Genomic DNA, 20,558 nt, shown 5'->3' with positions numbered 1-20,558 from the left:
CTCCTATCTGTCGCTTACTGCTAATTTTAGTTCAGTTCGGTTCACTACAAATGTCATCAACGCTACCAGCAATAAATAGTAGACTGCTACAATGAGTAAGTAGGTCATTTCATCGAAATTATTCGACCCAAGTGTTGTCGCCACATTAAACAGCTCATTCATGGAGATAAATGCGGCTAACGAAGAATCTTTTAAACTGATGATAAATTGATTGCCTAAAGGCGGCAATGCTCTACGGAATGCCTGTGGGAGAATAATCCTTCTTAATGTCAGTGTCTTTGTCATTCCCAAAGAACGTCCTGCTTCAAATTGGCCATTATCGACTGACTGAATTGCTCCACGAAGGATTTCAGAAATATAAGCTCCATTATGTAGCGCTAGAGCAAGGGAAGCAGCCCAAAAATCAGGAAGAAGGAAAATCCCGCTAATTCCGAAGTAGAGGATAAATATTTGAACAATCAGTGGTGTTCCTCGAACCAAATAGACATATATATCTGAAATAAGTTCTAAAATTTTTATATTAGAAATTTTTAATAAGGCAAAGACTAGTCCGATGATGATTCCCAGTAAGATAGAAACCACCGTCAGCTCTAATGTTAAAAGCATAGCTTTAAAGAATACACCTTTTGTTTCCATTAGTATTTGAAAAAAATGCGAAAAACTTGGCAAAGTACTACTTCCTTTCTTTTATAGCATTGGTTTATTCTGATTTTTCGGTAATGTCCTCACCAAAATATTTGATACTGATTTGAGTCAATGTTCCATTTTCCCGAAGTTGTTCCAAAGATTCATTTACTCGCTTCAATAGCTTTGGATTATCCTGAGGCAACACAATCGCTTGTTCACTGCGATTAATTAATTGCTGTCCTTTAATCTTAAAACCTTCCTTTTCAGCAGTTTTTCCTGTAACAAAATCTGTAATTACTGCATCATGACGCCCACTACTCAACGCCTTTAATGCCGTAATATCGCTGTCATATGTTTTGATGTTGTCTGTATACTTGGAAGCTGTATCGGCATATGTTGATCCTTTTGCAACAGCTACTTCCTTTCCCTCTAAATCTTCAACAGTCCTAATTTTACTATACGGTCTGGTGAAAATTTTCGGCCCTGAATAATAATAGGGGGTAGAGAAAGAAACATGTTTACTCCGCTGCGGGTTAATCGTGTGACTTGCAACGGCTGCATCCGCTCTTCCCGTTTTCACCCCTTCAACAATCCCTTTGAACTTGATTCGTTTCTGAACCGGCTCAAGGCCCATTTCCTTTGCAATCGCTTCACCAACCTCAATATCAAAGCCCGACATTGTAAGATCGTCATTTATATAACTAAATGGCTTAAATTCACCAGAAGTAGCAAAAACAAATTGATTTTTATTGATCAGTTCAGATCCATCTTCAAGCTTCTGCTTCTCTCCACAACCAGACAACATGCAGGCTACGATTGTACTTAAGACCAATAAAAACTTTTTATTCAACAACATGTTGGCTATAACTCCTTTCTCTTTCGATTATTCCTACAATCCTTTCTTGCTATATAACTTGCTTATGATAGTTAATACCCAATCCACTCCCAATAAAACAAAAAAGTATCAGGCACTTTTAATAGTGCCTGATACTTTTTCTACAAATTTTGCATTTCAGTGTGGTCGTTTTTACTCTCCAAGCCGGAAATAAAAAATGGGAAATTACGTTAAAATATATGCGTAAGTAGTTAAACAAAGGTAGTAATCAACCACTTTTTACTATATCCTGTGGCTTGTGCAACAACGATGATTAATTCTTTATAAAACGCTCTCTCCTTGAATTTTACGTAGAGATTTCCATAAAGCAGCTTTTAAATAACTACTGATTTGTAAATACGTTCGTTCCCTTTTGAATCGAGGACTTTAATTAAGAAAAGTACATTTTCAGACCGATTTTGTGTCGTCTCAATTACGACCAGTTCATCGGATAAAACAGATGGATTTTCGGGTAACGCAAACGAGTAACAGCAAAATACCCTTCCTCTGTCATTCGATTAAACCGTTCGTAATCTAAGTAGCCACGGCCAAAGATGTACATGCATTCTTTGTCATCAATGAATACTCCTAAATGATGGTGGTCATTTTCGATGGCATTTGTCAGTAAGGCTTAATCCGGATAACAATACCTTTTTGCCATATAGGCAAGGCGTAAATGAAGCTTCACACCAAATTTCGTTTTACAGAATTTTCGCCTATGGATAATTCGATAAATTTAAATGTAATGATAAGATGAATTTCTTTATCTGTCTACCTAATTGGGAGCATATCAATAATAGCTGTCTGTTATTCATAATAATACTTTTTAAACAGTTATTTATAGTAGAATTAATAATAACGTTATTGCAAGAAATGGAGTGAATAAAGTTGGGAAGGGAAGAAAAGAAACGACAAACTAAATTAGCTATAACAAACGCTGCTTTCAAATTATTTTCGGAAAACGGATACGAGTCGACAAGGGTTGAAGATATTGTGAAATTAGCTGGAGTTTCTAAGGGTACTTTTTTTAATTATTTTCCGACAAAAGAAGCAGTCATAGAAGATTTTGAAAGATTTTCAATCTATTCGGAAGCTGAAAAATTAATGAATATCACAAGTCCAGTAGTACCTAAAATACTCTCTTCGTTAATTAATATCGTACATAATTTAAACTATACAAGGTCATTAAGAAGAGCAACTTTAATGGCAACTCTCTCAAGTGCTAATAATTTAAATAATCACATAGATAATATGAATAATCTTCGTGCTTTATTGATTCCAATTTTTAAGTATGGACAAGAAAAAGGGGAATTTACACAAAAATTATCCCCTGAAACACTGGCAGACTTAACTATTCAAATGTTTATTGGTGTATTAACCCACTGGTGTCTTGGTGGTGGCGAAGATGATCTTATTACACAACTTATGATGAGTTTTGATGTTTTCTTTAAAGGAATATCATCATAAAGATCCTGTTGATTTCCAAAGTAATCCTGCGAGAATAGCCTGTGTTATAAAAACTCGCAGGGATGTTGTCAAAGAGAGAATTGGAGACAAGCAGAGAACTAATATATACTCTTCTTATTAAATTTATTCACTAAACCTTGAGAACGTCTATGATTTGTCCCAGAGAATAGTTGACTAATAACCGGTAATTTTCGAATAATAAAATACGATATTAAATGGCTAAATACGATCCCCAATAGTGATGCTAATACGAATTTTATATAGCCTGAAACAGATACACTAATTAAAATATATTGAATTCCAATTAAAACCGGAATATGAATAATATAAACACAAAAGGAATTTTTAGATAAAGCCTCAATCCATTTTGATTTTCTATTTAATTTACGTTGAAATAATTCAATTAAACCAATTGAAAGTCCTGTACATAAAAAGGTCTCATAGACTGCATAAATAAGTGAACTACTATCCCATCCACCCCTTGAATGTGGTACAAACCCAATTACATTTAAAGCAATTAATAAAACTCCTATAAATAACCATAAATTACCAACACTTTTAGGGATATGATAAATCCAGTTATTATTAGCAGCTGTTATTCCCAAAACTACAAATGCTAAATATTGAGGAAAGTGTGCATACTCCATTTGGATAAAACCTAGAACACCAATCCATTCATCAATCGAATAACTTATTCGAACTAAAAAAGTGATTAACGATATGATAATAACAAATATAAAAATATGTTTATGTGTTGGGTAAATTGAAATTTTTGGTAAATTAATTTTTTTAAAAAGATTCATTAATACTAGATATATCAGTGAATAAATAAGAAGATGTTCAATAAACCAAAGATGGCTAAAATTTAGGTCTGGCCAAGATGGTCCTGCCCAATTCAATGGCTTTTCACCAAATCCTAGATAAATATTTTTATAGTATTCATATAACGATAGGTGAGGGTAACCACGAAATTCATTATAATAAAAGTACATTATTAAAGGAATTATTACTATAAATCCAAATAATAAAGGTATACCAATTCTCTTCAACCGATCTTTCAAAAAACCTATACTCCCTTTGTGTTTATACGCAAGAGGTATAAAATAAGCAGAAAGAAAAAAATAAAGACTCATATTAAAGGCAGAGTTTATCCCAAAAAAAACGCCCAAATCAGAATCGACACCCAAATCTCGTACATACCAAAAACCATTTGCCCCGCCATAAGGTTGACCTGCATGGTGGACAATTACAGTGCAAGAAAGAAACACTTTTAAAAAATCCATAAAATTTATACGTGTATTAGACAACTCACATTTCCCCTTTTTGGAAATAACTTCTAAACTATTTATAATACTTTTTATACTCGTGGTCAATATTTATCTTATTATACTATTGATTAAATTTTAGAATATTTATTTTATGATTATTAATTATGACTACGGGTCAATTTATATATGGTTGATTACGTGGAATTTCATATTAATATAAAATGTTTAGGGAAAAATAAAAACGGAGCAGATTGTAAGTGGAAATTCTAGCAGTTATAGGTCCTTTAAAACGTAAAAAAATATCATTGTCCGTACCCTTCAAATCTACTAACCTTCTAATTGGCAAAAAAGTCGATTAGGAGGAATGGAAAGGATACTTACAATAATACAAGTTCATCTTATCAAATTTTTGTATTAGGAGAAGGGTTATTCGTTACGGAAAATAGCAAATGAAACGGGACATGATTTTAAAACCGTACAAAATACGTGGAGCAACAGGATTTTTAATCTGAATCTAGAGAAGTCTAAAACCGTGTCAAAAAGATAGATGTATATACAGCTTTCTCTATTAATTATGAAGCAAAATAAATGACTAATCATATTGATAATGATTAGTCGTTTACTCAAAAAGCCCTTATTTATAATACGGTTCTCCGTAACTAATGTAAGTGCGGTTTTTATTCTATATTTTGGAGATTTTAAAATTATATATTTAAATTTTCTCTTTCTTTTAAAAGCGAATATCCATATTTATCATCATATAACGATTCTATAAATCCAAACTCAAAGAAATTCCTATTATAGGCCACATGATTCCTTAATATTCCATCTATAAAACACCTTATTATTATTTGTTCATCTATACTATCTTTAAAATAGTCTTCTATAAGTTCTAAAGATGGAAGTAAATCATAAAGGTATCTACACTGATCAAAAACAAAAATATCTGAATACATCCAAGTCTTTTTTCCATCTGCTTTATATTTTATCGAATAATGTTTATCTGCGTTTGATATATATGGAAAAGCATATTGTCCAATCAATAATTCAGCTATTAAATTTTTCATAGGTATGTCCAGTGTTAATCTAATCTCTCTATCAAAAAAATCTATATCATTCATGACTTTTAATAACTGATCACTATAGATTTCTTTAAATAAAGTATTATATCCTGAATAACTTTCTTCAAAAGATTTCAAATGCGTACATACTAGTATAGAATTTAATATTTTTTTTCCATTTTCTAATAAAAATTTATTCATTGGATGATTTACTGGTAGATTTTCTTGTGTTAAAAATACCCAATTTAATAAAGGATATGATTCAGGTGAAAGTATATGGTGTGGTATAATTTTTAGTAAATCTTCTGGTTTTGTTATCTTATCTACTTCTATTTTTTCATCTAATAAATCTTTATATTTATTTTCTTTGAATAATTTAGAACTTAAAGCTTTAAACGATGTTATTTTGCTGAATGGAACTATCTCAGAAGCTAATGATGACATAAATCTTCTTATAAAATCACTATAATACTCAGGTATTCTTTTACTAATAAACTGAGCATACCCTTCAATATCACTTAATCTATAATTAACATCTGAATACTCTTCATGAGTTGATTGAGGACATTCTTCATATCTGCTTGTATACCAACAAGCTAATAATTTCCCCCATTCATCCCATGTATTTTCGTTTGGCTCTGAAAAATTCGTTATTAAAATTGATAACTCTGTCAATCTTCTATTAGCAAATAACTTTTCTAGAACATATAATGGATTATATTCATTGGAGCAAATCGGAGTACAAGCATCATAATAAACAATATCAAAATGTTCAGGACAAAATTCAAAAAAATCTTTTAAAGAACCTTTATGTATTTTTATATAAGAACTATTATTCTTTAAATTTTGCAATGCCTTTTTATAAGTTTGATTATCTCCTTCAATCGCCCATATATTAGATGGACTTATGCCATTTTCTAATAGTATATTTAGATCATTAACTGGCTCAGGTCCTGATAAATAAAGTACTTTTAAATCCGCTTTATTCTTTTTATGATATTTAGAATTTAAAAAATTTATGCTTTTATTTTTTAAAATTTCACAAAAATCTTCTGGCAATATTTCATTCTTTTTTTCTAAATAAAGATTTATTAAACCAACGAAATTTTCAAGCATTTTATTTATATATTCTTCATCTAATAACATACTCTCTTTTCTTCTTGTAGTTAAACTTTCAATTGCATTGATTATTAATTTGCTACGAGCTTCATTTTTTTCTTTTTGAGTATACAGTCCAGATTCCATTATTCTACCTCTTTTAGCATTATTTTATAAATATTATACTCTAAGAGGTTTCTTCTATATCTACTATTAAGTCTTTTTTTATAAATAAATTTAGATTCACTACGGATCCCGTAAACTATCTACAAATTCTCGAGCCTCAATAAACAAAAAATAAACCACCAACTACAATAAAACGACTGTAATCGATGGTTTATTAAAAACCGCACTTATTTATGATACGGTTCACCCTTCATAATCCTAAAACTGCGGTAAATCTGCTCGACTAGCACAAGCTTCATGAGCTGGTGAGGAAGTGTCATCTTACCAAAGGATTGCTGTTCGTCGGCTCGTTTTAGGACATCTTCGTGTAGGCCTAGGGAGCCGCCGATGACGAAGGCAATTTTGCTTTTGCCATAGGTCATGAGGGATTCCATATCGGCAGCCATTTGTTCGGAGGTTTTCATTTTGCCGTTGATGGCTAGGGCGATTACGTAGGCATCCGGACTGATTTTCGCTAGGATGCGTTCGCCCTCTTTTTTCTTGACGATATCCATTTCAGCTTCACTTAGCTGTTCAGGTGCCTTTTCGTCTGGCACTTCAACCAAGTCCATTTTTGCATAGCCGCCAAGACGTTTTACGTACTCATCGATCCCCATTTTTAAGTACTTTTCTTTTAGTTTGCCGACTGATACAATCGTTATATTCACACGTTATCCACCTTTACAATTCATTTACAAACAAATTATCCACAAAAGTTATCAACATATCCACAAGCACTCTCTATATATTGTGTAAAGTTATTTACTTGATACAATATATTCTGCTGCCTGTTCACAGTAGCTACACTTTGTGGATAACTTTTTATCCTCTTCGATTTTATCCATAATTGGGAACACTTTTTGCTCTGCTACAAACATGTCTAAAGCGTGATCTATATGGCTTTCACAGCTGTACTTTTCCATTTTTTGATGTCTCCTTATTTTCCGAAATTTCCACAAACTTATTCACAAATCAGTCTATGTTATCCACAATCTATTGTAACAAAGTAATAGCATGTATGGAAGAAGTGCCTTTTACTCCCGATTTACTGTGCGGAATTAGTATTCACAATTTTCTAGTTATCCACAATATTTCATAAAAGTATTTTCTCCATCCTCATAAAAAAAGCGATGGAGATTGATTAGATCTCCATCGCTTTTCATATTCTTTACAATGTATTACCGTTTGTTAATGTTAGTGATAGCTCGACTAATTTACCTTGACGGTACACTTTTAATGTTAGCTTATCACCAATTTTTTTGTCATTATATAAATGTTTGCGTAAATCAATAGTTGTTTCAATTTTTTGACCATCCATCTCTACAATAACATCGTATTGTTGAACCCCTGCTTTTGAGGCTGGTGAGTTATTCATGACATCTGTTACAACAACGCCTGTTGTCACCTCTGCAGGTAATTTTAATGTTTGTTGTTGATAGAATGATGGCACATCTGTTAAATCTGCAAGTGAAACTCCCATTGTTGGACGTTTCATTTCTCCATTTTTCTCTAGTTCCTCGATAATTGGAATAGCTGAATTAATTGGAATAGAGAACCCTAAACCTTCAACTGAGGATTCAGCAATTTTCATGGAGTTAATTCCTACTAATTCTCCAGCTAAGTTCACAAGTGCTCCACCACTATTCCCTGGGTTAATCGCAGCATCTGTTTGCAATACTTCTTGTTGCCAATCTTCTGTGCCATCACCATTTAAGTCTACTGGTACAGAACGGTCTTTACCTGAAACAACACCAGTTGTCACAGAACCATAGAAGTCTAAACCAAGTGGGTTACCAATGGCAATCACTGTTTCACCTTGTTTTAATACATCCGAATTCCCGAATGTCGCAACTGTTTTAACATTTTTAGAGTTAATAGAAATAACTGCAAGGTCCGTCCAAACATCGTGACCCACTAATTGTGCAGGTTCTTTTGTTCCGTCTGGCATTGTGACCTCTAACTGCTTTGCCCCTTCAATAACATGGTTATTTGTAATGATAAAGGCTTTGTCACCTTCAATTTTATAAACGACACCTGAACCGCTTCCTGCTTCTTTTGTTGTCGTTGATGGTGGGCTCCAAAAACCTCCGCTTGTGACTTCTTGAATATTTGTGATACCAACAACTGCTTGTGAGGCTTTATCAACTGCAGTTGTCACATCTGTCGTTACTTCTGTAGCTACCTGATTAATTGTTGTGTTATTTTTTCCTGTATTACTTGTTGTTGTTCCAGGCATTTGATTGACAAGTCCCGGTAGCATAAGCCACACAAGTAAGGCACCTATAATGACACCGACCAGACCACTAAAGAAATAGCCGCCTTTACCTCCTCCACCTTTCTTTTTCATGCGCTTAGTCTGTATTTCTTGCTCCTCGCGCTCTAGTCTTTCTTGAAGAGGTGATTTCGGTACTTCATCATTTTTAAGGAAATCACTGTTTTTATCATCATCTTGGAAATAGCTCATGTTCGTCATCCTTTCCTTTGAGTGCTATCTAATTAGTTGTTACCCTAATCTTACGATTCAAACATTAAAATCAGATGAAAAACAAATAAAATAGGCATAAAAAAAGCTGCTCAATGCATTTTTTTATGCATTGAACAGCTTCAAATTTTATCTAAATAGCCTATGATTAAACCGTCACCAATTTTGTTGGTTCTTCTGCATCCGTATCAAATAGATGAACATGCTCACCAACAAGGATGCCACAAGATTGTAAGGTTTGTGCGACACTCATACGTGCTAGCTCTTTCATATTATTATCTTTACTTAAATGTGAAAGATAAATATTGGTCGTCTTATCAAATACAACCTCACTCATTGCAATTGCTGCATCCTCATTAGACACATGTCCTACATCACTTAAAATACGACGTTTAATAGACCAAGGGTAGCGTCCCATTTGCAGCATATTGACATCATGATTACTTTCAAAGACAAAAGAATCAGCGCCTCGAATAATTCCTTTCATACGATCACTGACATAGCCTGTATCTGTAATAATAACAAGCTTGCGATCATTTTCATGAAAAGTATAGAACATTGGATCTGCTGCATCGTGTGAAACAGCAAAGGATTCAACAGCTAAAGAACCAAAATGCTTCACTGTATCCATTTCAAATTCAAAACGTTGCTCTACAGGAATGTCCCCAATAAGCCCATCCATTGCCTGCCACGTTTTGGCGTTTGCGTAAATTGGTACATTATATTTCCGTGCCAGTACACCAATTCCTTTAATATGATCACTATGCTCATGTGTAACAAAGATACCACTGAGCTGCTTCATATTACGGTCAATTTTTGTAAATAACTGCTCCATCTTTTTCCCACTAAGACCCGCATCAACGATAAAAGCATGATCGTCATTCTCTACATAAATCGAATTCCCTGTACTGCCACTTGCTAAAACACTAAATCGCATTATTCAACTCCCCAGTCTTCTTCTTCGCTCTCTTGCTTGTCCTCCTGGATTTCGATGACTTTACCTTCTACTGCATTCACAAAGTACTCCTCTTTTGTCCCATCAGATAATTTCACTTGAACTTCCCATGTTGGCACCAATACCTGAGTACGTGTCAATTTAACAAGCGTTGAGTAACCTAGTTTCATTTGTGTAATGCGAGAATCTGGCTTGAGCGGTCCCTTTGCATACAAAGTTTGAATAATTTGAAGTGGAGGAATAACTGTTTCCTGCTGTTCCATTTCTTCAATATTATCAATCATTGTTTGTTCATACATTGTTACTTCGTTATTAGCATTCCATTTTATTTTTAATGAACCACTATAATAGAACATTCGATTGTTTGTCTTTTGGAAAAAAATTGCGACTCGTTCTTCGCGGTCTATTTTCCATAAAGCATAAGATGCACCTTCAATGATGTTTGCTAAGACAAAATCTGTAAAGCTTGCGTCATCACTTACATTACGTAATTTAACAGGCCTCATAAAAATAACACGAGCCTTTGTATTATTATCATCCTTAAATTTAACTTGCTGGTTACTATTATTAAATTCGGCTGGTGTGAATTTATGCACTTGAGCTGTCATATACGAAGCAGATTCAATATTATTTGGTAATGTGCCGTACGTAATATTATCATCCTTTAAACGAGCTTCTATTGTTCTTTCACCTGGTACCTCAATATCTTTTGCTTCATTATAGCGATTGACATAAAGTGAATACAAGAAGATGTTCAGTATTAAAAAAACGAATATAAAAATAGATTTCGTTCTATTCCAATCCATTTTTAACACCTCCTAATACTTCAGGAGTCAGTTTAGTCCATGTACCATTACGAATAACAAACCAACAAGGTTCAAATATAAATATATTCTGTTCTTGATTTTGTGTTAAATAATAGCCTAAGACGATTTCATCGATATCAGACAGAGGAATACTGTTAGCGCTTTTTAATCTCTCTGCGATCTCCGCACCTGATGCTAACTCTTTGATTTCTTTCTCCAATGATATATCCATATCCAATGAGAAGTATGGACGCTTATAATGGAAAATTCGACTATCTCCCCAAATCGTTGTCATTCGTGTAATGACATGATTGCTATAGACAGGGAAACCTTGCAAATACATTTGATAATCTATTTGATTTTTATTGGTATTGGATGAAGCATAGCGGAAATCTGCGGTAAATCCTCCATGCTCATTAATAAATTCAAAGCTATCCTTTAAAAGCTTGGATGGCTCGACTCTAATACTACTTTCTGCAGCAGGATAAACATAGTTTAATGATTTAAGATTTGTTTCTAAGGTCATTAACGACATACCATCTGTATATTTTTCAGAGGATGCACTTTCCACATTCCGCTGCACAATATTTGGATCTGGGAATAATACATTTTTAAATAGTTCTGGCGTAATATCCTCAATAAAATACGTATATTTTACAGATTCAATATTACTGTTCGCCAAATAAAGAGACGTATAGCCTTCTCTTTCTACTTCTTTAAAAACCTCATATTTTTTGGCAGGCTCTATGACTTCCTGTATAAATTGATTCATGTTTGGCACACTGACATGTGAGCGGAATAATGATTGGTTATTACCACTAATGTAATACAACATCAATTCTTTGCTATTGTAATTACTCCAATCTATAATCATACGATTGAACGTTGTTTCTGGTAATTCCTTATCAGTGAACTGAAAGGTTGTGTTAAAAGCTGAAAATGGAATCTCTCCTGTAAAAAATATTGTCATTCGATGATCAGCGCCAATAATTTGATTCACATAGTTTGCAGAAAGATTATTGTTTACAGGCACCAAATCTAAAACATTCCAGCCTTTAAATACTTTCATCATGTCTTTCATAGCTGCATTAGAAACTGTGCCTGTAAACTCTTCTTCAGAACGGAAAATAGCCTTGTATGGTCGAATAATATCCTCCATATCCTTTTGCGGCTTAATTAAAATTTCCTCTCCCTCTGTTTTTTCAATATATTTATAATCAGGTGTATAGGTCCAAATTAAAAAAGTTAAAATCACACTCAGCATAACAAGTAGAAATAATACAACAGATTTAACTGGCTCTATATATTTCATTCCCACTCACCTGCCTCACCAAATTCATCTGCATCATATGGTAATGTGAAGAAAATTGTTGTACCCTGTCCTTCTTCACTTTCAGCCCAAATCTTACCGCCGTGTGCTTCAATCATTTCCCGCGCAATAGCTAGTCCCAAGCCTGTTCCTCCCATAGAACGAGCGCGTGCACGATCCACACGATAGAAGCGATCAAAAATACGGCCAACATTTTCTTTAGGAATGCCCATGCCATCATCTGAAATCATGACTTTCAACATGTCATCCTGTCCCGTAAAGCCAAAGCGAATATTGCCACCATCTGGAGAATATTTAATAGCATTGGAAATGATATTATCAATAACTTGTGTGATTTTATCCGTATCAATTTCTACATAAAAGGAGGTTTCAGGGAATAATCGTTCAAAATGTACCTTGTCAGACTTAGACATTTCAAATCGGTCTATAATGCGGTTAAAGAATGAATTAAATAAGACAATATCTTTATTCAACTCGTAATCTGAACTATCCATTCTTGATAACTGCAGTAAATCATTTACTAGACGAATCATACGCTCTGTTTCGGTTTGTGTCACATTTAAAAACGTAGGAGCAATATTTTCATCTTTCCATGCACCATCTGCAAGTGCCTCTAAATAACTACGCATTGTTGTTAATGGCGTTCTTAACTCATGTGATACATTCGAGACGAATTCCCGACGATCCATTTCAATCTTTTCTTGCTCTGTTATATCGTGCAAAACAGTAATCAGACCATTAATAAAGCCTGTTTCTTTTTGAATAACAGAGAAATTAGCACGAAGTATATAGGGAGCATCTGCTGTACTAAAGTTTAAATTCACGGCATCATTCATATGAATTAAGTCTTCAAAACTATATTCCTGATCAATCCCCAATACAGAGGCGATAGGACGCCCTAATGTAATATCTCTTGAAATATGCAGTAATTCCAATGCAGGGTCATTGATGAGAATAATACGTCCCTTACGATCTGTTGCAATTACACCATCTGTCATATTACTCAGAACTGAATCTAGCTTTCGACGTTCAGCTTCTGTGGTCGATTGTGCTTCCTGCAAACGGTTGGTTAGATGATTAAAGGTGATGGCTAGCTGGCCGATTTCATCTGTACCATATACACGTACCTTTCGAGAATAGTTCCCCTTCGCCATTGCCTGAGCCTGCTTTCGCATATCAGCAATAGGCTGTGTAATCGTTCTTGCCACAAGAATACCTAAGAAGATGGTAATGACCAAGGACATTGCCGTACCACCAAGGAAAATCTGATTTATATCATTCATTTGTTCAAAAACGGATTCAATATTGGCTTCAATATAGAGTACACCAATGATTTCATCGTCTGGTCCTGCACCTGCACGAATGGGATTCGCTAAAACCCACACACGATTTCTCGTCTTATTGTCCAGCTTAATAATATCAAACAATGTTTCGGCTGATATCGCTCGACGTACAAGGTCAGTATTAGAGCGTTGACCTATTAAATTCTGGTTTTCAAGCTCAGATGTTGCAAGTATTCTTTGTCTATCGTCAATAACACGAATTTCTAGAATATCACCATTTGAAACATCCCTTAAACCAGTAGAAAACTCCATAACAATTGACTTTAGGCTCTCCTCTAGTTTAGGCATGCTTTCATCGCGTTCCTTTAAAATTTCCTCACGAAGACTATATTGCATCAAGTCAACTCGCTGAAAAATGGAATCTTGGAAGTTGCTCTTCAAATTTCTTTCTAATTCACGAGCGAAATAGATACCGATAATTTGTAAAGCAAGCAATATTAATAAAATATAAATCAGCACTAGTTTGACATGAATGGATTTAAAGAAGCTCACTTTCTGCATTCCTATTACTCCTGTTCAGGATTTCGTAAATAATAACCTACACCACGTCGTGTGACAATCCAAGCGGGATGACTAGGATTATCCTCAATTTTTTCACGTAAACGGCGAATTGTTACATCAACAGTTCGTACATCACCAAAGTAATCATAGCCCCATACTGTTTGTAGGAGGTGCTCCCGTGTCATTACTTGTCCAATATGTTTCCCTAAATAATGAAGTAACTCAAATTCTCGATGTGTCAATTCAATTGCTTCATCACGCTTCATTACTAAATAAGCATCTGGTTGAATAACAAGCGAACCTACGACAATCTCATTCGACTCTTCCTCAGCCTCTTCTGCTGCTGGAGCGACTACTTGTAAACGGCGCATATTGGCCTTTACACGTGCAATCAGCTCTCTTGTACTAAATGGCTTTGTGACATAATCATCTGCACCCATCTCTAATCCTAATACTTTATCAATTTCAGAGCCTTTAGCTGTTAGCATAATAATCGGAAAATCATATTTTTTACGTACTTCTCTACAAACTTCCATCCCATCACGCTTTGGCAGCATAATATCTAAAAGCATTAAATCTGGTTGCTCTTCCTCTACTTTCTTTAATGCCTCATCACCATCATAAGCACAAATAACTTTATAGCCTTCTTTTATTAAATTAAATTGCAAAATATCTGCGATTGGTTTCTCATCATCAACAACTAAAATTGTTTTATTCATACATACTCTCCCTTTCGCTTCTTATCTATTCTTAAACAATGTGTATTTGTAAATTCACTACTCTTAACTCTATCATGCTTTCGGATTCTATGCATTAATCGATATTCAATCCCTCTAATACTGTGACAAAAAGCGATGTAATTCAACAATTATTTCTCGGGAAATAATAGAAAAAGACAGTCCATTATTCGGACTGCCTTCTATTCAACATGTTTTATCGGCCTACATAAGATAACGGATTTTCTAATGAACCGTTCTTTTCAACTTCAAAGTGCAAATGTGTACCTGTCGAATTTCCAGTGGAACCCATAATACCAATCACAGAACCTTTTTCCACTACTTGTCCGACTTCAACATTAATAGAAGATAAATGTCCATAAAGTGTTGTAAAACCATTATTGTGATTAATAACAATACGATTACCATAGGTGCCAGAAGTGCCAGCAGCAACAACTACACCATTATCAGCAGCTAAAATATTATAGTTACTTGGTCGAGCGATATCAATACCACGATGGAAGGCTCCCCAACGTTCACCCATACCACTTGAAATATAGCCCCCGACTGCTGGCCATGCAAATTCTCCAGTTCCACGTGAAGAAATAACCTTTGTACCAACTACTTCAATTTCATCTACTGGCTGTTGAAGTATTTTTTCCTCTAAGGCAACTTTTGATGTCTGTGTACCATTTTCAGATGTTAATGCATAAGTTGTTTCTTTTTTTCCATTAACACCTTCTTGCTTGATGACCTTTTCACCTTTATACATTGTAGGATCTTCTTCAATTACTTTTTTAAACGGAATGACTTCCGCAACTTTCTTTTCCTTTTTTACTTCAAGTGTCACAAATGGCTTTGCCACAGTAACATTTAATTCTTGTCCAATTTGTAAAACTGTATCTACTGTGATATCCGGATTTAGAGCTAGTAGTTCACTTGTTGTTAAATTATGTTTTTTAGCAACTGACCCTAACACGTCTCCTGATTCAATTTTATATGTTTCTTGCTCAAGATAGCCTGTCATTAAAAACTTCACGGCTTGCTCAGGTGATAATATATCAGTGGGTGTCACTTTTTGTGATAACCCTGAAACGCCTTGTTTAAAGGAAACATTTAGAAGTCTAGCCTCACCATCTTTTAATTCTGGTAGATTATTGCTAGCTTGGCGTTTTGATAAGTTATCTAATTCTTGCTGAGAAACATATTGTAGCTTTAACATTTGAACAGTTTTCTCATAAGCTTCCGTATTCTTTAGTGATACTACTGGTTTATGATTTACTAATAATGTAAAGGCATCTGATTTGGCCACTAAAGATTGCTTAAGTTTCGATAATGTTTCTGCATCTTTTGTTTCATTTGTAAATACTTGTTCTGGGATTATTTTAACAGCTGAGCTAGCATCAATGGATAAACCTTTGAATTGCTGACTTGCCACTTTTTCTTTTGATGCAATTATTTCTTGAATTGCTTTCTCATCAGATACTGCACCAATATATTCATTCCCCACATAGACGTGGTAAATTTTATTTAAGTTTTCTTTGTTATATTCCTTAGCAAATCCCATGTTAATCGTTAGGCTTGTCATTAAAACTACAATGATTGAAGCCTTTTTAAAAGAAGAAAAATTGTAGGTGAATCTATTGTTTTCTTCTTTTCTTTTCCAAAACGAATTCATCAATAAAGCCCCTTCCAACTTTACCCTACTGTAGGATGATTTACCCACAAGGATTTTTTGCACCCCTATAATGTACCATAAAGAAAATGACGTTTGAACGATTTCACTCTTTTGTAATGTAAATGTATTATTTATCTACTTATTGTTACATAGAATATATTTTATATAGTTTATAAATACTGTAATTTTATTCATATATTGGTTCTTAAAATTCAATTTAACTATCATTTGTATACTATTCTCAAATTTTTTCAAGTGAATTTTGACTTAATACTTTTTACTTTTTTAATATTCCGATAAAATATATATAGAAGGTACACTATTTGATTGGAGCGATTAAATTGAGTGATTCACAAACCTCTGAGATCACAACAAAAGTGTTGAGACCTCAGAAAAATAGCATGCGTAAAGTTTTTGCAAGAATTATTATGGTTTCGCTAGGCGCGATTATAATGGCATTGGGCTTGGAACTGTTTTTAGTACCCAACCACATTATGGATGGTGGCATCGTAGGTGTTTCCATTATCACATCTCATTTATTAAAATTACCCCTTGGTATTTTCATCTTCATTTTAAACTTACCTTTTATTTTTTTAGGCTATAAACAAATTGGTAAAACCTTTGCATTGTCCACAGGTCTAGGTATTACCGTACTCTCATTTTCAACACTCGCCTTACATAATATCCATCCATTTACGGAAGACACATTATTGGCAACAGTCTTTGGAGGAATGATTTTAGGAGTTGGTGTCGGAATTGTCATTCGTTATGGAGGTTCATTGGATGGAACTGAAATATTAGCTATTTTAGCTAATAGCAAAACACCTTTTTCAGTTGGAGAAATCATCATGTTCTTCAATATCATTATTTTTACGGTGGCAGGATTTATTTTTAATTGGGAGCAAGCCATGTACTCCATCATTGCATACTATATTGCCTATAAAATGATTGATATTGTTATTCAAGGATTAGAAGAATCTAAATCGGTTTATATCATAAGTGATGACATTGATGAAATTGGACAAACTATTATGGATCGACTTGGTCGTGGCGTTACTTTCCTTCACGGAGAGGGAGCTTATACGGGGAATGACAAGAAAGTCATATTTACCGTTATTACTCGTTTAGAAGAATCTAAATTGAAAACAATCGTCGCTGAAATAGATGACAATGCTTTTCTAGCCATCGGTAATATCGCCGAGGTAAAAGGTGGTCGCTTTAAGAAGAAAGATATTCACTAAAAAAGGGCATGCCGCATTTGGCACGCCCTTTTCATTTTATTTCATTATGCTTCCCAAACGTCCACTAACACGTTTGTTTGCTCACGTGCAGGTCCAACAGAGAAAGTAGCAATTTGAATGCCCGTTAGTTCGCTGATACGCTCCACATAGCGGCGTGCATTTTCAGGTAGCTCTTCTAAAGTTCTGCAGCTTGTTACATCCTCTGACCAGCCTGGAAGCTCCTCATAAATCGGCTCACATTGTTCAATAATATGAAGGTTTGCTGGATACTCTGTGATTGTTTCACCTTTATAGTTATAGGCTGTACAAATTTTTACTGTTTCTAAGCCCGATAAAACATCGATAGAGTTAAGAGCAAGATGAGTAATGCCACTTACACGGCGTGAGTGACGAACAACGACTGTGTCGAACCAGCCTACACGACGTGGACGACCTGTTGTTGTACCATATTCGCGACCAACCTCACGAATTTGTTGACCTACTTCATCGAACAACTCCGTTGGGAATGGCCCATCTCCTACTCGAGATGTATAGGCCTTAGATACACCAATAACGCTTGTTACGCGTGATGGCCCAACACCTGCACCAATTGCTACTCCCCCAGCAACAGGATTTGAAGATGTTACATATGGATACGTACCTTGATCGACATCAAGTAAAATTCCTTGTGCACCTTCGAATAGCACTTTACCGCCCTCATCAAGGACATCGTTCAAAATTTTAGACGTGTCCGTAACATACTTAGCAATTTCTTGTCCGTAACCATAGTATTCCTCGAAAATTTCTTCGAATGTTACGCCTTCGACTTCATAGAATTTCTCAAATAACTTATTTTTAATGGCTAAATTATGACGTAGTTTTTCCTCAAAGATTTCCTTATCAAGTAAGTCAGCCATACGGATCCCAATACGTGCTACTTTATCTTGATAACAAGGTCCAATACCTTTACAAGTTGTGCCGATTTTATTGTCTCCACGACTTTCTTCATCCGCAATATCTTGTTTAATATGATAAGGCAAAATCACATGTGCACGATTAGAAATACGTAGATTATCTGTATTAATACCACGCTCTTGTAAACCTTTAAGCTCTGTTACTAATGATTTTGGATTCACAACTAATCCATTACCAATTACTGAAGTTTTATCTTTATAGAAGATCCCTGATGGAATTAAATGTAATTTATAAGTTTCACCATCAATTTTAATGGTATGTCCTGCATTATCTCCACCGGCAAAACGAGCGATGGCATCGGCTTTGTGCGAAAGGAAATCTGTAATTTTACCTTTTCCTTCGTCTCCCCACTGTGTTCCTACAACTACTACTGATGTCATAATCAGCACCTCCGTTAGATACCTTTGTATCTCAATTTTCAAGCCTCAATTATTGTAACAATGATAGAAACAACTCGTCAATAAAAATTAGCGAAAAAACACGAACATAAAATCAAAAAATCTGATTCAACGTTCGTGTTTAATAACAGAATGGTATGAATATTATCGAACATTCAGATTAATTTATTCTAAGGGTAATATTTTATTACTAATAGGCAACTTATCTGAATGACGAGTAACTTGACTAATCACGTGGCGGTGGCGGTGGCATTTGTGACCAATCCACATTAATGAATTTATTGAATTCTTTTTTAAAGGCCAATGTAACAGTTCCTGTTGGACCATTACGTTGTTTCGCAATGATAATTTCGATCATATTTTTATTCTCAGATTCTTTATCGTAATAATCATCACGGTATAAAAACGCAACAATATCAGCATCTTGCTCAATACTTCCCGATTCACGTAAGTCACTCATCATTGGCCGTTTATCTTGTCGTTGCTCAACACCACGAGATAACTGTGATAACGCAATCACAGGTACCTTTAATTCACGGGCTAATCCCTTTAAAGAACGGGAAATCTCTGATACCTCTTGCTGACGGTTTTCTCCTGGCTTGCCGCTACCCTGAATCAACTGTAAATAATCAATTAAGATCATTCCTAGTCCATTCTCCTGAGCTAAACGACGACATTTTGCACGGATTTCATTGATACGTACACCTGGAGTATCATCAATAAAAATCCCTGAATTCGATAAACTACCCATTGCCATAGTTAGTTTACCCCAATCTTCTGTAGTTAAAGCACCTGTACGTAAAACTTGTGCATCTATATTTCCTTCTGCACAAAGCATACGCATGACCAGTTGCTCTGCACCCATCTCTAAAGAAAAGATTGCAACATTTTCACGAGCTTGTACAGCAACACTTTGCGCAACATTCAATGCAAAGGCTGTTTTCCCTACAGATGGACGAGCAGCAACAATGATTAAATCGTTGCGTTGAAAGCCTGCAGTAATGTTATCTAAATCACGGAAGCCAGTCGGGATACCCGTTACTTCTCCCTTTTGTGATTGCAGTTGCTCAATATTATCGAAAGTTTCCACTAGCACATCTTTAACATGCTTAAAGTCACCTGCATTCTTTCGATTGGCAACCTCCATCATTTTCTTCTCTGCCTCGCCTAATAATGCCTCTACTTCGTCTTCACGGGTATAGCCGTCCTCGACAATTTTCGTAGCCACTCGAATCAATCGACGTAAGAGGGCCTTTTCCTCAACGATTTTGGCATAATGAGCGACATTGGCAGCTGTAGGGACAGCATTGGCGAGCTCTAGTAAATAAGAAAGCCCGCCAACGTCCTCAATCTCTTTTTTAGCTGATAATTCTTCTGTAACTGTTACAACATCTATCGCTTTTCCTTGATCACTCAAGCGCAACATCGTTTCGAAAATTTTCTTATGGGCATTTAAATAAAAATCATCTGCCAATAAAATTTCTGATGCTGTTATTAATGCCTGTGGCTCAAGGAAGATAGCACCGATAACCGATTGCTCCGCCTCCCGGTTATGCGGTGGAACGCGGTCCATCATCGGTTCACTCATGGATTG

17 protein-coding genes and 1 pseudogene are annotated in these 20,558 nt (G+C 34.9%); 2 read left to right on the top strand and 16 right to left on the bottom strand.

Going from position 1 to position 20,558, the window contains the following annotated elements; genetic code table 11:
* Positions 1 to 3: 3 nt before the first annotated feature.
* The 3 genes and pseudogenes from B3D98_RS12770 to B3D98_RS12760 form a co-directional block, all read right to left on the bottom strand.
* Positions 4 to 669, bottom strand: a complete 666-nt coding sequence (locus tag B3D98_RS12770; protein ID WP_004233396.1) for an amino acid ABC transporter permease — start codon at positions 667 to 669, stop codon at positions 4 to 6.
* A gap of 31 nt (positions 670 to 700) precedes the next feature.
* Positions 701 to 1,483: a transporter substrate-binding domain-containing protein gene (locus B3D98_RS12765; RefSeq protein ID WP_288583367.1), complete on the bottom strand. Its 783-nt coding sequence runs from the start codon at positions 1,481 to 1,483 to the stop codon at positions 701 to 703.
* A gap of 380 nt (positions 1,484 to 1,863) precedes the next feature.
* Positions 1,864 to 2,213: pseudogene (locus B3D98_RS12760) on the bottom strand (IS4 family transposase); the annotation flags it as partial.
* A 176-nt stretch (positions 2,214 to 2,389) separates the two neighbouring features.
* Here B3D98_RS12760 and B3D98_RS12755 point away from each other — a divergent pair.
* Positions 2,390 to 2,968: a TetR/AcrR family transcriptional regulator gene (locus B3D98_RS12755; protein WP_288583365.1), complete on the top strand. Its 579-nt coding sequence runs from the start codon at positions 2,390 to 2,392 to the stop codon at positions 2,966 to 2,968.
* Between the two features lie 98 nt (positions 2,969 to 3,066).
* Here B3D98_RS12755 and B3D98_RS12750 read toward each other — a convergent pair whose 3' ends face one another.
* The 11 genes from B3D98_RS12750 to B3D98_RS12700 form a co-directional block, all read right to left on the bottom strand.
* A complete protein-coding gene (locus B3D98_RS12750) occupies positions 3,067 to 4,275 on the bottom strand; it encodes an acyltransferase family protein (RefSeq protein ID WP_288583363.1) in 1,209 nt (402 codons plus the stop codon).
* Positions 4,276 to 4,940: 665 nt separating this feature from the next.
* Positions 4,941 to 6,542 carry a hypothetical protein gene (locus B3D98_RS12745; RefSeq protein ID WP_054548824.1) on the bottom strand — a complete coding sequence of 534 codons (1,602 nt, stop codon included), beginning with the start codon at positions 6,540 to 6,542 and terminating at the stop codon, positions 4,941 to 4,943.
* A 206-nt stretch (positions 6,543 to 6,748) separates the two neighbouring features.
* Positions 6,749 to 7,228, bottom strand: a complete 480-nt coding sequence (rlmH, locus tag B3D98_RS12740) for a 23S rRNA (pseudouridine(1915)-N(3))-methyltransferase RlmH (RefSeq protein WP_054548823.1) — start codon at positions 7,226 to 7,228, stop codon at positions 6,749 to 6,751.
* Positions 7,229 to 7,318: 90 nt separating this feature from the next.
* A complete protein-coding gene (locus B3D98_RS12735; protein WP_004233391.1) occupies positions 7,319 to 7,483 on the bottom strand; it encodes a CxxH/CxxC protein in 165 nt (54 codons plus the stop codon).
* A gap of 245 nt (positions 7,484 to 7,728) precedes the next feature.
* The gene (locus tag B3D98_RS12730) at positions 7,729 to 9,024 is read right to left on the bottom strand and encodes a S1C family serine protease (RefSeq protein WP_288583357.1); all 1,296 of its coding nucleotides are present in this window, start codon (positions 9,022 to 9,024) and stop codon (positions 7,729 to 7,731) included.
* A 166-nt stretch (positions 9,025 to 9,190) separates the two neighbouring features.
* A complete protein-coding gene (locus B3D98_RS12725) occupies positions 9,191 to 9,979 on the bottom strand; it encodes an MBL fold metallo-hydrolase (protein WP_048395252.1) in 789 nt (262 codons plus the stop codon).
* Entirely contained in the window at positions 9,979 to 10,803 is an 825-nt protein-coding gene (locus B3D98_RS12720) for a two-component system regulatory protein YycI (protein ID WP_048395249.1), read from the bottom strand. The genes B3D98_RS12725 and B3D98_RS12720 overlap by 1 nt, the downstream gene beginning before the upstream one ends.
* A complete protein-coding gene (locus B3D98_RS12715; protein WP_054548820.1) occupies positions 10,790 to 12,115 on the bottom strand; it encodes a YycH family regulatory protein in 1,326 nt (441 codons plus the stop codon). Before B3D98_RS12715 ends, B3D98_RS12720 begins: the two co-directional genes overlap by 14 nt.
* Positions 12,112 to 13,977 carry a cell wall metabolism sensor histidine kinase WalK gene (walK, locus tag B3D98_RS12710; RefSeq protein ID WP_048395245.1) on the bottom strand — a complete coding sequence of 622 codons (1,866 nt, stop codon included), beginning with the start codon at positions 13,975 to 13,977 and terminating at the stop codon, positions 12,112 to 12,114. The genes B3D98_RS12715 and walK overlap by 4 nt, the downstream gene beginning before the upstream one ends.
* A gap of 5 nt (positions 13,978 to 13,982) precedes the next feature.
* Entirely contained in the window at positions 13,983 to 14,696 is a 714-nt protein-coding gene (gene yycF / locus B3D98_RS12705; protein WP_036077923.1) for a response regulator YycF, read from the bottom strand.
* 214 nt (positions 14,697 to 14,910) lie between these two features.
* On the bottom strand, positions 14,911 to 16,371 hold the full coding sequence (locus B3D98_RS12700) for a peptidoglycan DD-metalloendopeptidase family protein (RefSeq protein WP_288583351.1): 1,461 nt from the start codon (positions 16,369 to 16,371) through the stop codon (positions 14,911 to 14,913).
* A 323-nt stretch (positions 16,372 to 16,694) separates the two neighbouring features.
* Here B3D98_RS12700 and B3D98_RS12695 point away from each other — a divergent pair, with 323 nt between their 5' ends.
* Positions 16,695 to 17,612 carry a YitT family protein gene (locus B3D98_RS12695; RefSeq protein WP_048395239.1) on the top strand — a complete coding sequence of 306 codons (918 nt, stop codon included), beginning with the start codon at positions 16,695 to 16,697 and terminating at the stop codon, positions 17,610 to 17,612.
* A gap of 44 nt (positions 17,613 to 17,656) precedes the next feature.
* On the opposite strand, the gene B3D98_RS12690 is transcribed toward B3D98_RS12695, so the two are convergent.
* Both B3D98_RS12690 and dnaB read right to left on the bottom strand, forming a co-directional pair.
* Positions 17,657 to 18,946, bottom strand: coding sequence for an adenylosuccinate synthase (locus B3D98_RS12690; RefSeq protein ID WP_004233375.1), 1,290 nt, complete (start codon positions 18,944 to 18,946; stop codon positions 17,657 to 17,659).
* 244 nt (positions 18,947 to 19,190) lie between these two features.
* On the bottom strand, positions 19,191 to 20,552 hold the full coding sequence (dnaB, locus tag B3D98_RS12685) for a replicative DNA helicase (RefSeq protein WP_004233370.1): 1,362 nt from the start codon (positions 20,550 to 20,552) through the stop codon (positions 19,191 to 19,193).
* Positions 20,553 to 20,558: the final 6 nt, after the last annotated feature.

Origin of the sequence: Lysinibacillus sp. UBA5994 (assembly GCF_002429725.1) — a bacterium.
Taxonomy (GTDB): domain Bacteria; phylum Bacillota; class Bacilli; order Bacillales_A; family Planococcaceae; genus Lysinibacillus; species Lysinibacillus capsici.
This window is presented reverse-complemented; position numbering and strand designations above follow the sequence as displayed.